Source organism: Micromonospora sp. NPDC023633 (assembly GCF_040640035.1).
Taxonomy (GTDB): domain Bacteria; phylum Actinomycetota; class Actinomycetes; order Mycobacteriales; family Micromonosporaceae; genus Micromonospora.
In genome coordinates this window covers 1-15,463 of record NZ_JBFABB010000144.1, presented here as the reverse complement: position 1 = coordinate 15,463, position 15,463 = coordinate 1, and the positions used below count along the sequence as shown (strand labels likewise).

Annotated in this window: 10 protein-coding genes; 8 read left to right on the top strand and 2 right to left on the bottom strand. The window is 75.0% G+C overall.

Annotation, left to right across the window (positions count from 1 at the left end):
* Positions 1-91: 91 nt before the first annotated feature.
* On the bottom strand, positions 92-1,294 hold the full coding sequence (locus tag AB0G13_RS29935) for an erythromycin esterase family protein (protein ID WP_357881453.1): 1,203 nt from the start codon (positions 1,292-1,294) through the stop codon (positions 92-94).
* A 58-nt stretch (positions 1,295-1,352) separates the two neighbouring features.
* Here AB0G13_RS29935 and AB0G13_RS29930 point away from each other — a divergent pair, with 58 nt between their 5' ends.
* Both AB0G13_RS29930 and AB0G13_RS29925 read left to right on the top strand, forming a co-directional pair.
* Positions 1,353-2,072, top strand: coding sequence for a TioE family transcriptional regulator (locus tag AB0G13_RS29930; protein ID WP_357881450.1), 720 nt, complete (start codon positions 1,353-1,355; stop codon positions 2,070-2,072).
* 252 nt (positions 2,073-2,324) lie between these two features.
* Positions 2,325-2,621 carry a hypothetical protein gene (locus AB0G13_RS29925; protein ID WP_357881447.1) on the top strand — a complete coding sequence of 99 codons (297 nt, stop codon included), beginning with the start codon at positions 2,325-2,327 and terminating at the stop codon, positions 2,619-2,621.
* A gap of 117 nt (positions 2,622-2,738) precedes the next feature.
* Here the strand turns inward: AB0G13_RS29925 and AB0G13_RS29920 are convergent, their stop codons facing one another.
* Positions 2,739-3,272: a nuclear transport factor 2 family protein gene (locus AB0G13_RS29920; RefSeq protein ID WP_357881444.1), complete on the bottom strand. Its 534-nt coding sequence runs from the start codon at positions 3,270-3,272 to the stop codon at positions 2,739-2,741.
* Between the two features lie 88 nt (positions 3,273-3,360).
* On the opposite strand from AB0G13_RS29920, the gene AB0G13_RS29915 reads away from it, so the two are divergent.
* The 6 genes from AB0G13_RS29915 to AB0G13_RS29890 all read left to right on the top strand — a co-directional run.
* Positions 3,361-3,810, top strand: a complete 450-nt coding sequence (locus tag AB0G13_RS29915; protein ID WP_357881441.1) for a MarR family winged helix-turn-helix transcriptional regulator — start codon at positions 3,361-3,363, stop codon at positions 3,808-3,810.
* 331 nt (positions 3,811-4,141) lie between these two features.
* On the top strand, positions 4,142-4,999 hold the full coding sequence (locus AB0G13_RS29910; protein WP_357881438.1) for a DUF4132 domain-containing protein: 858 nt from the start codon (positions 4,142-4,144) through the stop codon (positions 4,997-4,999).
* Positions 4,996-10,056: a hypothetical protein gene (locus AB0G13_RS29905; RefSeq protein WP_357881435.1), complete on the top strand. Its 5,061-nt coding sequence runs from the start codon at positions 4,996-4,998 to the stop codon at positions 10,054-10,056. Before AB0G13_RS29910 ends, AB0G13_RS29905 begins: the two co-directional genes overlap by 4 nt.
* Positions 10,057-10,106: 50 nt before the next feature.
* Positions 10,107-11,297 (top strand): AAA family ATPase, encoded by a 1,191-nt coding sequence (locus AB0G13_RS29900; RefSeq protein ID WP_357881432.1) that lies wholly within the window; start codon positions 10,107-10,109, stop codon positions 11,295-11,297.
* Positions 11,294-14,959, top strand: a complete 3,666-nt coding sequence (locus AB0G13_RS29895; RefSeq protein ID WP_357881429.1) for a DUF5682 family protein — start codon at positions 11,294-11,296, stop codon at positions 14,957-14,959. The genes AB0G13_RS29900 and AB0G13_RS29895 overlap by 4 nt, the downstream gene beginning before the upstream one ends.
* A partial coding sequence (locus tag AB0G13_RS29890) for a hypothetical protein (protein WP_357881426.1) occupies positions 14,956-15,463 on the top strand: 508 nt, incomplete at its 3' end. The genes AB0G13_RS29895 and AB0G13_RS29890, both read left to right, overlap by 4 nt.

Genomic DNA, 15,463 nt, shown 5'->3' with positions numbered 1-15,463 from the left:
GCCGTTCTCCGGCAACTGCAGTACCTACTCGCGACCTGGCTCGGGTTCTGCCCCCTCTGCCGCCAACTCGTCCCAACCTAACAAAGCACTACTAGCTCCGCCGGGCGTCCTTGACGAACACGATCCCGTCGGTGCTGGCCACGTGGGCCGGTTCGAGCGGGGCGTATCCGAACCAGGGGGACACCCGGGCGGCGGGCGTCACGTTGGCGAGGGCGTTGGCCAGTCGACGGGCGTCGACGATGCAACGCTTCTGCGGAAGCGCGTACAGCAGCCCCTCGATGGTGTCCGGAGGCGGGGCGTCCACTCCCCGGTGGGGGATCGTGCCGAGGGCTGTGGCGAGGAAGGCGTAATCCTCGCCCAGGTGGGCGCTGACGATCGCGCCGGCGCTCCACCATTGCAGCGGCAGGCCGCCCATCCGCATCCTGCTCTTGTGCCGCTGGAGGTGACCGTTGTGCGCGTTCACCAGCGCCGGGCCCCGCTCGGCGATGGCGAGCAGGTTGGCGGCCATCATCGAGTCCCGCAGGGCCAGCAGCCGCGCCAGGCGGCCCGGTGACGTGTCGGCCATCCAGTAGTGGTAGCGCAGCAGCCCGGTCGCGGTGCGCCCGTACAGGCGTGCCCGGTCCCAGTCGTCCGGTGCGGACGCCGCGACCAGCTGCGGCGTCTGCGCGTCGAGCAGCGTCACCAGGTCGTCGGCGAGCAGCCGCAGCTGCCTGGCCTCGGGTGTCTGCCCCACGGACCGGGACGGGTCCATCATCGCGGCGGGATCGGTCCAGCGGTCGTCGGTGCCGAGCAGGCGGTCGAGCGTGTCGGCGTCGCAGGGGAGCAGGTCGGCGTCGGCCCGGGCGGTGAGGTAAGCGTGGAGCGCGGTGAGGGCCTGCCGGGGGCTCGCGGCGCCGGTGATCTCCAGCGGACCGTCGAAACCGGCGAAGCGCAGCCACTCGGACGCGGGCCGGCCGTCGTTGTACGCGCGCATCCAGCGCACCAGCTCGCGGTTGGCCGGGAAGGCGCCCCACTCGTGGCTGAAGCCGTGCTCCATGACCTCGTCGAGGGTGCCCGTGCCGGACGTGACGTAGTCGTCCACGACCAGGCCCATCACGCAGTCGCTCTCGATGGCGATCGTCCGGTAGCCCTCCTGCTCGACGAGCTGCCGGAAGAGTTCGTTGCGTACGTCGAGCAGGAGGTCCTCGCCGTGGGTGGGCTCGCCCAGGGCGAGCAGTCGCGGCCGGGTCGGGAGGAGCCGCATGACGGTCGGGGCCTCGACGGCGTGGGCGATGTCTGTGATGCCGGTGGTCATTGCCTCAACGGTATCGTTGAACCTTCGGTGGAAACTTCTCCGCGACATTGGCAGGGCAGTGGGGCGAAACCTTCAAGACGGCGGGCGGCTCAGGCCGATCGACCTGGCACGGGCGCACGGTCTGTCCACCCAGGCGATCAGGAACTACGAGGCGGCCGGCATCCTTCCGGCCGCCGAACGCACCCCGCACGGCTACCGCACCTACGCGCCGCTGCACGCGCAGGCACTGCACGCGTTCCTCGCCCTCGTGCCCGGACACGGGCACCAGACGGCCACGGCGATCATGCAGGCGATCAACCGGGACGCGACCGAGGACGCGCTCCGGCTCATCGACGAGAGCCACGCCCAGCTTCTCGACGACCGCCGCACCCTCCAGGCCGTCGAAGCCGCTGTCGGTGACCTCGAACCGGTGCCGCAGGAACGCGGCGACACGTTCGTCGGTCCCCTGTCGAGGAGGCTCGGCATCCGCCCGGCCACCCTTCGGAAATGGGAACGCGCCGGTCTGGTCCAGCCGCGCCGCGACCCGCAGACGGGCTACCGGGTCTACGGCGCGGCCGACGTGCGCGACGCCCGGCTCGCCCACCAGCTCAGACGGGGCGGCTACCTGCTGGAGCAGATCGCTGCGCTGATCGCCCAGGTCCGCTCCGCCGGAGGCGTCGCGCCGCTGGAGTCGACGCTGCGCGACTGGCACGCCCGCCTCTCGGCCAGGAGCCGCGCCATGCTCACCGGCGCGGCCGCGCTGGACGCCTACCTCGAGACACGCCGACGACATCGTTGAGACGAGCTCAGGTGCGACGCCGAGAGGCGGCCTAGCCGAGCGGTGGCGGACGCCAGGCGGCGTAGCGGGCCATCGAGCGCAGCGCCAGCCGCGGCGGGGTGAGCCGCATGACGGCAGGCGTTCGCCGGTCGACACCCCGAAACGCCACGCCCCAGCGAACCTCCCTTCACCCGGTGAGGGCCCGCCGTGGCGGTGGGGGCCCACATCGACCACAATCGGAGGCCGTCACCGTCCACAGTCGAAAGGACACGAGTGAAACGCCGACTTCTGCACGCCCTGACGGTCGCGACCGTCGTTCTCGCCGGCTCGGCTGTGACGGCCGCGCCGGCCTCGGCGAGCGACGCGTGGGGCATCGTCTGCAACCTTCGGGAGAACACCTGGCTGCGTGCCGAGCCGCACGGCCACGTGCTGCTCACCCTGACTGCCGGGCGCGGCTTCCGCTGGCACGGTCAGGTCTCGGCTGTCGACGACGACGTCTGGATCTACGGCCACGGCGCCGAGCACCCGTCCGTGGACGGTTGGGTCCCGGCTGGCAACACCACCTGCTGAACCGGCAGCTCCGCCGGGATGGCAGCGGTCGCCCGCTGCCATCCCGGCGCGCTCTCGCGGCCGGGAGTCGATCCGCACGACTGACCCGCGGGCGGGCTGGTGCCGCACGCAGGATGCTCAAGCCAGGCCGCGTCGAGAGTGGCATCGACCGGCCCGAACGCAGGCGCGCCGTCGCCGCACGCTTCGACAGGGTTGCCGTACGTCGCCCCGCAGCCGTTCACATCGTCGATGTCGACGATCGGCTCCGGGTGCGCGGCGACTACGAGACGTGTTGCCAACGCGGTGAGATCTGAGCCTGCGCGAAGCGCCAGCCGACCGTGTGCGCACGGCGGTGTATCGGGCTCGAACTCCGGCTGTCCGGTGCGGCGTCTGCCCCCCGCGGAAGAAGCACACGAGCTGATGGGTGCTGACGTCGGCACGGTCGCCGCCGAGATCCACCACCACGTCGGTGTTGAAGTGCTGGGTCGCCTCCTCCTGCGGGCTGGTCCGCCGCACGACGTCGACGATGTCGTCGATGCCGCGCAGGTCGCCGCGCGGACTGCTGGTTGCGGCGTCCGGGGGGTAAATGGCCCGTAGGTCCTCGAAGCGCCGCTCGTCCAGAGCCCGCGCGAGCCTGGCAACCAGTTCGGCGATCTCGGCGCGGTCGGTCACGTGTGACATCTCAATCCTCCATATCGTTGGCGTCGCCAACGATATGGAGATCGTTGGCGACGCCAACAATGTGTTAGCGTGGTCACCCGTGGAACCGACACCGAACCGTCTCGCCACGAAGGCGAGCTGGTTGATCACCCAAACCGCCGTGCATGCACGGCGGTTCGTTTCCGAGGGGTTCACCGCCGCCGGCGCGCGGGGCTACCACTATCGCGTGCTCGCCGCGTTGCGGGAGTTCGGTCCCGCCAGCCAGGCGGAGCTGGGACGTCGCTGCCGCATGGACCGCAGCGACGTCGTCGCGGCCGTGACCGAGCTGTCGGCGGAGGGCTTCGTCGAGCGCAACGCCGACCCGGTGGACCGCCGGCGCAACATCGTCACGATCACCAGTGCGGGCACGCGGCAGCTCCGACGGCTGGACCGCGCGCTCGACGACGTGCAGGACGAACTGCTCGCCCCGCTGTCGGCCGCCGAGCGGCAGGCCCTGGTCGCCCTGCTCGGCAAGCTGCTCGAGCACCACGGCGGCGCGCACACCTCCTGATTCAGCTTGACGCCCACCATTCCGGGCGCGCCAGCGGCTACCGGCGGTCCGCTGCCGAGGTCGTGCCCCGGCCGCCCGTCGTGCTGGTGTGACCTAGGTCATTGCCGTGGTCTCCCGTAAAGGCCACAAACGGCCGCGTGTCGTGCACCGCGGCCGGCCGGACCTGCGACTTCCGTAGGCCCGCTCTTTCGCGCCGCGCGGCCCCCGGGCTCGGCTACTCGGCCGATGGGTCGCTGTCGTGTCGGTCGTTACTGTTAGCGTGCCCTCGTTGTCGATCAAGGCCGATTCCTTACGAAATCTGCCTGTTTTGCCACTGCGGAGGGTATTCCTGATGGGCTGGCTACCGGTGGGAGACTCGTACGAGATCTCTCTCGTGGACGGAAAGGTGGCGGCCCGGTCCACCGGCCCGCGGGCCGGTGGCCGTCCACTCAAGACGCTGCCGAAGGCGCTGCGGGACGACCCCGAGGTGGACCGGTTGCGTCAGCTCGCCCAGTGGTTGGACCGGCACTCCGCCGAGTGCCTGGCCCGGGTCGACGCCTGGGTGGTGTCCTCGCTGCCGGTGCCGACCGGGCTGCTGGCCCGGGTCTGGCCGGATCCGGCCTGGCGGGACGCGCTGCGCGACCTCGTGGTGCTCGGGGACGACCCGGCCGAGTCGGGCTTCCTGCGGGAGGTCACCGACACCGGCGACCTGCGCGTGGTCAACCTGGACGGGGACACCGTCCGGCTCTCGCCGGTCAGCGCCACGCTGCCCCACCCGGTGCGCCTGCCCGACCTGGCCGACCTGCGCGAGTTCGCCGACGAACTGGACATCACCCAGCGGATCGAGCAACTACACCGGGGCACCTGGGGAAGACCCGACAACCTCAAGCAGCGTGACACGACGATCACCGACTTCCGCGGCACCACGGTCCCCAACCGGCTGGCCGCCCGGGCCGCCACGCTCGGCTTCCGGGTCTCCGGCTCGCAGGTCAAGTGCCGGGTCTGGGAAGCCGGCCGCACGATCGAGGCCGCCCTGCGGTTCGACGAGGACTACTGGGACTCCGAGGCGACCCTGGGCACCCTGTCCTGGTCGGTCGTGGACGGCGCGACGCTGCGGTTGACCGAGGTCGGGCCGGTGGCCTGGTCGGAAGGAATGCGAATGGCGACGGCCCTTTCCGGCGCCGCGACCGGAACGGGGGAGAAGGCATGACCGGGATGACGACAACGGCTGGCGAGCACTCGGTCGAGAGCCTGCTGACCGCCGGCGCGGTGCTGCCGGCCGACACCGCCGTGGCCGGCGACCTGGCGGTGCCCCTCACCGCCCGCACCTACCGACACCCGGCCCTCGACGACCGGCCGGTGGTCCGCCTGGTCGACGCCGCCCTGGGCGAGGGCGAGGACATCGCCGTCGGGTTCCTCGGCCTGACGCCGGGCGCCCAGCCCGCCGTCGTCGGGCTGGGCCCCCGCCGCCCGTTGGCCTTCCCCGAGTGGGTGCTGGTGCACCACCCGGCGGACGGCCGGCACGCGTTGGCGGTGGTGCCGGAGTTGCAGAAGCTGGCCAAGCAGGTCCGGTCGCGGCCGAAGGCCGCCCTGGACGGGCACCAGGGCATCGCCGACCGGCTCGCCCGTACGCTGCCGCACTTCCTGCCGACGTTCTTCGAGCAGGCGGCCCGGGTGTTCCTGGCCGCCGGGCAGGACGCGTACGCGACGCAGCTGTTCAACAAGGCGCGCAAGGCGGAGGCGCAGCACGGTCTGCCGGTCGACCTGAACCGGCTGGACGAGGTCTACGTGGAGTTCGCGTCGGCCAAGGTAGTGTCCGCGACCGCGTTGGCCGGCTACGCGAAGGAGTTGTCCGCACAGTTGCCGGCCGACGAGGCGCTGGAGCGGTTCTGCCGGCTGGCGCTGCGGGCCGCGGCCGCCGGCGTGGTGCCGTCCACGCAGTCGGCCAGCGCGGTGAACCGGCTGGTCCGGGCCGCCACCAAGGCCGCCGGCAAGGCCGGCGCCGCCGCCGTGACCGACCGGGAGGCGGCCTACCTGACCGAGCTGCTCCGGTTGCCGGTGGCCGCCGAGGCGCCGGCCGGCTGGTGGAAGGCCCACCTGCCGGCGGTGACGGCGTTGGCCGGCCGTGACCCGGCGATCCGCGGCAGCCTGCTCGACCTGATGCCCACCGACCGGGACGACCTGGTCACCTGGCTGGCCCTGTTGACCGACACCGGTGCGCTCGCCGGACTGTCCGACGCGGACGTGCCGGACCCGGCCCGCCCGCAGGACGGCTCCGTCGGTTGGCTGCGCCGCTTCGTGAGCCGGGCCAACTCCGGCCACCTACGCCGCCGGATGCCGCAGCTGTACCCGCTCGTCGAGCGGATGGCCGACCGGCTGCGCGTCGAGCTGGCCGATCGCGGCGAGGCCCTCGCCGCCGACGGGGACCTGGAGCTGCTCGACCTGCTGCTCGCCCTCGACCTGCCGGTGCCCGCGCCGAAGGAGCGCGAAGCCCTGGACCTGGCGGGCTGGGTCAAGGCTGGGGGAGAGCGGGACCTGCTCGCGGTGGCCGGCGACGACCGGTTCGCCGCGGCCCTGCGCCGGGGTCTCGACCAGCTCGACGACCAGCCGCCCGCCCTGCGCCGGATGGTGGAGACGCCGGGCATCCGGCCGTTGCTGACCGACTGGCTGCGGGCCCGGATCCGCGGCCGGTTCGCCGCCGGGCTGCCGTACCTGCCGGCGTCGGTGGACTGGCTGGGCAGGATCCCGGTGGAGGCGCTGCGCCTGGTCTCCGACGAGCTCGACGGATCCGGTGACCCCGCTGGGGTCGGCGACCTCGGCCAGGCGCTCGGCGTCGACCTGGCCGAGCGGGTCGCCCGCAGCCTGCGCGGCGGGCTCATCGACGAGCTGGGCTGGCCGGACTGGGAGCTGGCCTGGCAGGAGGTGACCGGCGGCGACCGCCGGGTCGAGGTGGTCCGGCTGGAAGCCTGGCCGTACGTGGTCCTGGGCGGGCCGACCACGGTACGCGTGCTCGGCGCCGAGGGCATCGTGCTCCGCCACGACCTGCGCATTCCGGCCGGCGACATGTGGGGTCAGCCCGGCTACCACTACGTCGACGGCGAGCTGCTGGTCTACTGGCGTTCCAAGGCGCTCGACTACGACCTGCGCGGCTACTGGCACTCGTCGCCCGGCGAACCGCAGCCCATCCAGGGCGAGTACCGCAGCAAACAGCCACGCGGGAAGGGCATCACCCTGCCGCTGGCGGGCGGCGGGCGGACCACCGGCGGTGGCGTGCTGCACGCCGGTGACACCGTGGTCCCGTCCGAGCTGCCGGTCATCACCGACGGCACCTCCCACTGGGTCTACCGGCACGGCGAGGAGGACGACACGCTCGGCTGGCGCGAGTACGACCCGGTCACCAACTCCCACGGCCGGCGCAGCCTGCCCCGGTTCCTGGCCGACCTCCCGGTCGACGGAGGCCACCTGCGGGAGGGGGCCAGCTGGCTGCGGCCGGCCCTGTCCGACCGGGCCACCCCCGCCGCCGTACCGGTGGACGGTCTGCTCGGCTGGCGCGTCGTCACGCTGCCGGACGGCTCGGTACGCGGTGAGGACCTGGCCGGTCGTACCGTCACCGTGGCCGCCGGACGGGAGCCGATCGCGGCGCTGGTGCTGCCCGGCGACGACCGGCCGCGGGCCGTCCTCAAGGGTCCCGTCCTGGTCGACCCGGACGGGCTGGTGTCGGCCGCCGCCGGAGCACCGTCCAGCCGGAACTACCACCCCGACGCCGTCCCGCTGCCGTCCTGGGAGTTCCTCGGCAACCTGCTGCCCCGGGATCCGGCCGGCTCCACCGCCCTGCGCGGGATGGACCGGGAGACCGCCGCCGCGCTGCTCAAGGTCGCCATCGACGAACGCCGCGCCGCCCTGGCCGAAGAGGCCGCGCGGGCCCGCGCGGCGACCCGGTCCGGGTTGACCGCGGCCACGCAGGCCATCACCGGCCTGCCCGTCGCCGTCCCGGCGTCCATGGTCGGCGCCGCCGGCTCCGGACCCGCCGCCGCCACCACCACCGAGGAAGACGACGCCGACGCGCTGGTCGAGTTGGTCCGCTCGACGTTGCCGACGGTCAGCCACCACGCGGTGCTGGCCGGGGTGGTCGGGGTGCTGCGGCTGGCCGCCCGGGTGCGCACCGACCTGGACGCGGTGACCGAACGGCTCACCAGGTCGTTGTCCGCCCCGGCGGCCGTGGCGCCGGCGGCCACCGTGACCGGGCCCACCGACAGGCAGCTCAGCGCGGCGCTGGACGGTCTGCGTGGCTCGGCGCACGGGGCGAACGACGGGACGCACGCCTTCACCCAGTTCCAGGCGTTCGCCGCCCGGCGGTCCGCCACCGGCGGGAGCGAGCCCACCGTGCGGCTGCACCTCGACGGGCCGCCGCTGCCCTCCGCCCTCGACTGGTGGTCGCTGCTCGGTGGTGCCGCCGCCGTCGCCTACCGGGCCGTCGCGGCGGTCACCCCGCAGGAGCACCGGGAGACGCTGCACGCCCTGCTCGCGGAGCTGGAGCGGCTCGACCTGAGCACGGCGGCCGAGCCGGGACGGTGGCGCCGGTGCAGGCTGCAGCTGCTCGACGACGACCTGAAGAACCCCGACGGCTCGCGCCGCTACCCGAGGCCGGGCGTCCTGCCGCTGCCCGACGGGGCGTTCCTCGCCGTCCTCAACTCCCGCGGCACGGCCACCGGCTACTACTTCGACGCGCTGCACCACGACCCGGCCGGCGTGTTCGCCGTGCCCGAGCCGTACACGGCGCATTCCTCGGAGCCAGTCGGCGACGAACGGCCGGCCGGCTGGCTGGCGGGTTTCCTCGCCGAGGCGGTCGCGCGCGGCCCGCTGCCCTGGCGGCCGGAGGCGGCCGAGCAGTTCGCCGAGCTGACCGGCGTCACCCCCACGGCCGCGAAGCTGGTGTTGGCCGGCCTGCCGTACGCGGACTCGGCGAACACCGTGCCCCCGGAGCTGCGCAAGGCGCTCGGGATCAGGCAGGTCGGCGAGGTCAAGCTGGCCTTCGGGCTGCTGCGCGAGGCCAGGCCGACGCTGCGGCGGGCCGTGGTCTCGGCGCTGCTGCCGGCCGAGCCGGCCCGGCTGTGGACCGACGGTCCGGACGTGGCCGCCGCCGCGGCGGTGTGGAACGCCGCCCTGGGACGCCGGGTGGTGGTGCCCGAACAACTGCTCGCCGAAGCGGTGCGCGCGGTGCGCACCGGCTGGGACCCGGCGAAGGCGTTGCCGGCGCTGCTCGACCCGTCCCGTTCGGCCGAGCTGAGCACCGACCTGGCCTTCGAGGTCAGGGGTGACCGGGTCCGGCCGGTCGAGAGCCGGGCGGCGGGCTTCACCGGTGAGGTGCTGCGCTCCACGGTCGCCCTGGCGGCCTGGGTCGCCCACCACACGCCGGCCGGCGACCCGTGCCGGGCCGCGCTGCCGGCCGCGCTGGCCGTGATCCGGGACCGGCTGGCCAACCCCGGCCTCCTGCTCGACCTCGACCAGTACGTGTCCCTGCCCGCGTTCCGGCAGGTGGCGGGCACCCCGTCGGAGACCGGCCCGGGCTGGGAGCGGTACGGCGCCATCGTCCTGGCCACCCACGACAGCCAACCGTCGCCCGCGCTGCGGCCGGACCTGCTCGACGCCGACGGGACGGACCCGTACCTGCCGGCGCTGCGCCAGGACGCGGCCAAGCCGTACCCGACGGAGGTGGCGCTGCGCCTGGTCCGCGACCCGCGCTTCGCGGCGCTGCTCGGCGAGCCGAGTGGGCCCGACGGCGGCGCGCGGGAGGCCGACGGGACCTGGTGGCCGCAGGAGCCGACCCGGTCGGTGCCCGACCTGGTCGCCGAGGTGGCCGGGGAACACGGCCTGGGCGCCGACGCGGCGGCGGTGTACCTGATGCTGCTGGCCATGCCGGACCCGACCGACCGCAACACGGCGAAGTGGACCGGCTGGAAACCGGCCCGGCTGAAGGCGGCGCGCGCCGAACTGGCCGGCACCGACCTGGTCGTCGAGGCCAGCCGGTCCCGGGCCGGCCGGTCGCTGTTCCTGCCCGGACCGTGGCTGGAACGCGGCAGCGGGCAGGCACCGATCGAGGGCTGGAAGGTCGCCCTGTTCGACCTCGCACCCGACGGTACGGCCGGGCTCGGCGTGACCGTGCCGTTCGAGCCGGCCGCCGAGCTCTACCGGCGGGCCTGGCAGCGCCTGCGCGACGGCGACCGGCCCCGGTTCGACAACCTGCCCACCCGCGGCACCCACCGCTGACCCCGACCCGAACACCCCCATCCGCACCAGAGAAAGATCGAGGAACACCCGTGACCGTGACGGAACACGTCCGCCCCACCGTGGCGCCGGAGACCGCCGCCCAGGTCCTCTCCGCCGAGCAGCGGTACGCCGCCGAGCTGGCGTTCCTGGCCGCGTACGACGACGGGGCCCGGCCGCCGGGCTGGGCGCTGACCCCGCGTGCCGTGGTCACCTTCATCCAGGGCAGCGACGGCGAGGCGTTGCAGCTGCCCGCCGACCGGCGTACCGGCCCGGACGGCACCGAACTGCCGGCCAGCATGACCATCCCGGCGAAGTTCGTCGGTGAGCGGAGCCTGGTCGAGCGGTGCGTGGTCACCCTGGCCGGCGAGCGGGGACTGCTGCTGGTCGGCGAGCCCGGTACCGCCAAGTCGATGCTGTCCGAGCTGCTGGCCGCCGCGGTCTGCGGCACCAGCGCGCTGACCGTGCAGGGCACCGCCGGCACCACCGAGGACGCCTTCCGGTACGGCTGGAACTACGCCCTGCTGCTCGCCCAGGGCCCGACCCCGCAGGCGCTGGTCGACTCGCCGGTGCTGACCGCGATGCGCACCGGGCGGGTGGTCCGCATCGAGGAGGTCACCCGCTGCCTGCCCGAGGTGCAGGACGCGCTGGTGTCCATCCTGTCCGACCGGCGGATGAACGTGCCGGAGCTCTCCGGCACCGAGGACGGCCTGATCCGGGCCGTGCCCGGGTTCACCGTGATCGCCACCGCCAACCTGCGGGACCGGGGCGTGTCGGAGATGTCCTCGGCCCTCAAGCGCCGGTTCAACTTCGAGACGATCCACCCGATCTCGGACGCGGACGTCGAGACCGACCTGGTCCGCCAGCAGGCCACCGCCGCCGTGCAGCGCGCCGGCGCGGCGTACACGGTGGACGACGCGGTGCTGGACGCCCTGGTCACCGTGTTCCGCGACCTGCGCTCCGGCCGGTCGGGTGAGGGCTGGGACGTGGAGCGGCCCGGCACGGTGATGTCCACCGCCGAGGCGGTGCAGGTGGCGGTGTCGCTCGGCCTGGCCGCCGCGTACCTGCCCGGCGGGGACGCGCTCGACCTGGTGCCCGGGCACCTGCTCGGCGTGGTCCGCAAGGACGACCAGAACGACCACGCCCGGCTGCTCGGCTACTGGGACGGCCCGGTGCGCCGTCGCGCCGAGGACGGCTCGGCGATGTGGCGCCGGCTCTGGGACCTGCGGGAGAACCTGCGGTGACGACCCTCTCCCGTACGCCCGGTGCGGCCCCGCCGACCGTCGACCCGAAGACGGTCGATGCGACGGCGGCCGATCCGCGCGCCGTGGTCGACGCCCTCGCCGGTTCCGTCCGGCCGTACCTGATCGGGGTGCGGCATCACAGCCCGGCCCTGGCGGCGGCGGTCCCGGCGCTGTTGGACGCCGCCGGGGCCGAGGTGGTCTGCATCGAGTTGCCGGCCGACTTCCAGCGCTGGCTGCCGTACCTGTCCGATCCGGCCGCCCGGGCCCCGCTGGCCCTGGTCGGCAGCCACGGTGCGGACGGGCCGATGGGCTTCTACCCGTTCGCCGACTTCTCCCCGGAACTGGCCGCCATCCGCTGGGCCCGGCAGCGCGACGTCGAGGTGGTCTGCTGCGACCTGCCGCTGGCCGACCCCGGCTGGACCGCCGACACCACCGACTCCGCCCCGACCGCCGGTGCCGATCCCGGCCCGGCCGACGGTGAGCCGGTGCCCGGCCTGCGCCGGTCCTACGCCGCCGCGCTCAGCGCCAGCGGCACCGGCCGCGACGGCGACGACCTGTGGGACCGGGTGGTCGAGGTGCGTGCCCCCGGCTGCCCGCCCGAGGCGGTCCGCCGGGCCGCGCTCGGCGTCGGCTGGGCGATGCGTACCGACAGCGCCAACCGCGACGGCGTGCCGGCGCGAGACCTGGCCCGCGAGCGGCACATGCGCCGGGTGCTGGCCGAGGCCGGCGTCGACGGCCGGCGGGTCGCCGCCGTCGTCGGCGCCTTCCACGCCCCGGCCCTGCTCGCCACCCCGCCGACCGCCGACGTCGATGCCACCGCCGCGCCCACCCGGCCCGGCACCGCACCGGCCGACCCGGTCCGGTCCGTGACGACCCCGCCCGGACCGGCCGGCACCGACGGCGGCGGCACGGCGGTCACCTCGCTGGTGCCGTACGCGTTCGACCTGCTCGACTCCCGGTCCGGCTACCCGGCCGGGATCCGCGACCCGCGCTGGCAGCAGTCCGTCTACACCGCCGCCGGCGACCCGGAACGGATCCGCGCCGCCGCCGCGCGGGCGGTTACCGACCTGTGCCGGGAGCTCCGCGCGGCCGGTCACACCGCCGGTACCGGTGAGGCCGCCGAGACGGTACGGCTCGCCGGCGACCTGGCCCGGCTGCGGGACCTGCCCGCCCCCGGCCGGGGCGAGGTGCTGGAGGCGGTGACCACGGTGCTCGGCCAGGGTGAACTGCTCGGCCGTGGCCGGGCGCTGGCCAAGGCACTGGAGACCGTGCTCGTCGGCGCCGACCGGGGCCGCATCGCCCCCGGTACGCCGCGCTCCGGTCTCGGCCCGGCGGTCGAGGCGGAACTCACCACACTGCGGCTGCCCAACCCGGACAGCCCGAAGCCCCGCGAGGTCCGGCTGGACCCGCTGCGCACCGAGCTGGACGGGCGGCGGGAGATCCTGCTGCAACGCCTCGAGGTCTGCGGCGTCGGTTACGGCGAAGCGATCGCGGTGTCCGGCACCGGCGACGGTGCCGCCCTGACCACCCGCTGGCAGCTGGCCTGGACGCCGTCCGTGGCGGCCCGGCTGGACCTGGTCGGCGTACGCGGGGTGACCGCGGCGCTGGCCGCGGCCGGCACCCTGCGGGAGCGGTTCCGCCGCGAGGCCGCCGACGGGGGACCCACCGCCGCGCAGCTGCTCACCGGGCTGCGCGACGCCGCCCGGTGCGACCTGCCGGAGCTGGTCACCGACCGGCTCGAGCTGGCCGCCGTGGTGCTGCCGGGCACCGGCACGCTGCCCGAGCTGCTGGCCGCACTGGACCTGCTGGAGGCGCTGCGCCGCGAACACCTGCCCGGCACCACCGCCGACGGCCGGGCCCGGGCGGCCGAGCTGGCCGTCGTGCTGCTGGACGCGGCGGTGCGCGGGCTGCCCGGCCTGGCCGGCAGCGACGCCGCCGCCGACGCCGCCGCGCTGGTCGACCTCGCGGTCCGGGCCGGCGAGGACCGGATCGGCCTGCGCCTGGACGAGGCCCTCGGCCACCTGGCCCGGACGGGTTCGCCGCTGATCCAGGGCGCCGCCCTGGCCGCCCGGGTGCTGCTCGACCTGACCGATCTGGAGACCCTGGGCACCCGAATGGCCGGCTGGATCGACGCGGCGACCGGACCGGACACCCGGCGGCAGCTGCACCGGACGCTCGGTGGTCTGCTCACCGGCGCGCACCCGCTGCTGCAGTCCGCCCCAGCCGCGCTGGACCCGCTGCTGGAGCGGATCGAGCGGCTCCCCGACGCCGACTTCCTGGACCGGCTGCCGGCGCTGCGTGGCGGGTTCGACGTGCTCACCCCGGCGGCGCGGGACCGGCTGCTGCACACCGTCACCGAACGGCTGGGCGACCGGCTCGACCTGACCCTGTCCGCCCCGCCCGAGCTGCTGGCCCGCTGGGCCGCCGCCGACGCGGCCGGCCGGGCCGCCCTGCTCGCCCGCGACATCCCCGTCCCGGGCGCGCCGGCCGGCTCCACCGACGCCCCCAGCGACGCCGGCAGCCCGCCGGGGCCGGACACGCCGGACGCCCGGCTCACCCCCACCGACCGGTGGCGGTTGCTGCTCGGCCGCCAACCCGACCGGTTGCCGGCCGACGCCCGCCGCTACGCCCGCGCCCTGGACGAGCTGTACGGGGCGGGCCAGGGCGAGGGCGCCACCGACCTCGGCCAGGCGGGCGGCGGTGGCCAGGAGGCCTCCTTCCCGACCGCCCGCGAGTGGGCCGACGAACTCGAGGCGCTGTTCGGCACCGCGGTACGCGAGGAGGTCATCGCCCGGGCGGCCGAGAGCGGCCGTACCGACGTGCTCACCGAGCTGGACCCGGCCGCGGTGCGCCCCTCGATGGAACTGCTGACCTCGGTGCTGTCGCTGGCCGGCGGCCTGCCGGAGGGGCAGCTGACCAAGCTGCGGCCACTGGTGCGGCGGCTGGTCGAGGAGCTGACGAAGCAGCTGGCCACCCAGGTGCGTCCGGCGCTGACCGGGCTGACCAACCCGCGTCCGTCCCGCCGCCCCGGCGGCCGGATCAACCTCGCCCGTACGCTGCGGGCGAACCTGGCGCACACCCAGCGGCTCGGCGACGGCCGGACGGTGGTGGTGCCGGAGCGCCCCATCTTCAACACCCGCACCCGCAGGGAGGCCGACTGGCGGCTGGTTCTGGTGGTCGACGTATCCGGCTCGATGGAGGCGTCGGTGGTGTGGTCGGCGTTGACCGCCGCCGTGCTGGGCGGGGTGCCCACCCTGTCCACCCACTTCCTCGCGTTCTCCACCGAGGTGGTCGACCTGACCGACCGGGTCGACGACCCGCTGTCGCTGCTGCTGGAGGTGCGCGTCGGCGGCGGTACGCACATCGCCGCCGGGCTGGCCGCCGCCCGCTCGCTGGTGACCGTGCCGAGCCGCACCATCGTCGCGGTGGTCAGCGACTTCGAGGAGGGCTACCCGCTGGCCGGGCTGCTCGGCGAGGTCCGCACGCTGGCCGGCTCCGGCGTGCACCTGCTCGGCTGCGCCGCGCTGAACGACAGGGGAGTGCCCTGCTACTCGGTGCCGGTCGCCGAGCAGCTCGTCGCGGCCGGGATGCCGGTCGCCGCTCTCAGCCCGCTCGAACTCGCCCGCTGGGTGGGCGACCGCATTCGCGGAGGATCACGTTGACGGACCGCACAGCCACCGCCGCAGACACCGACCGGTTGCCGCCGGTGCTGCCGGGAGTCGCCGCCGCGGCGGTGGCGGCCCTGCCGCCCCGGCTGCACAGGCGGCTGGACGCCACCGTCGAACGGCTGGCCGGCGTACCGGTCGGCCGGGCCGACGGGGGCGTGTCGGTCGACTGCGGGCCGGAGGCGCTGGTCACCCTGACGCCCGGGCCGACCGGCGCGGTCACCGACCCGTACCAGGCGCGGTGCAGCTGCCTGCTGACGCCCCGCTGCCTGCACCGCACGGCGGTCCTGCTCGCCTGCCCGGTCGCCGACCCGGCCGCCCACCCCGATCCGCCGTCCACCACCGCCAGGCCGGCCACCCCGGACAGTGCCGGCGCGGCTGCTGGCCGGACCGGGCGTACCGGAAAGGCGGTTGGCGCGGCCGGTCGTGGCAGCCGGAGCGCGGCCCCGACGAAGGCGCAACGGGCCGCCGCCGGCGCGCTGTGGCGGGCAGCCGCCGCGG

Bases quoted from the DNA above. Each gene is read 5' to 3' on its own strand.
- AB0G13_RS29905 (WP_357881435.1), top strand. From the start codon at position 4,996: ATGACCGGGATGACGACAACGGCTGGCGAGCACTCGGTCGAGAGCCTG.
- AB0G13_RS29910 (WP_357881438.1), top strand. From the start codon at position 4,142: ATGGGCTGGCTACCGGTGGGAGACTCGTACGAGATCTCTCTCGTGGAC.
- AB0G13_RS29935 (WP_357881453.1), bottom strand. From the start codon at position 1,294: ATGACCACCGGCATCACAGACATCGCCCACGCCGTCGAGGCCCCGACC.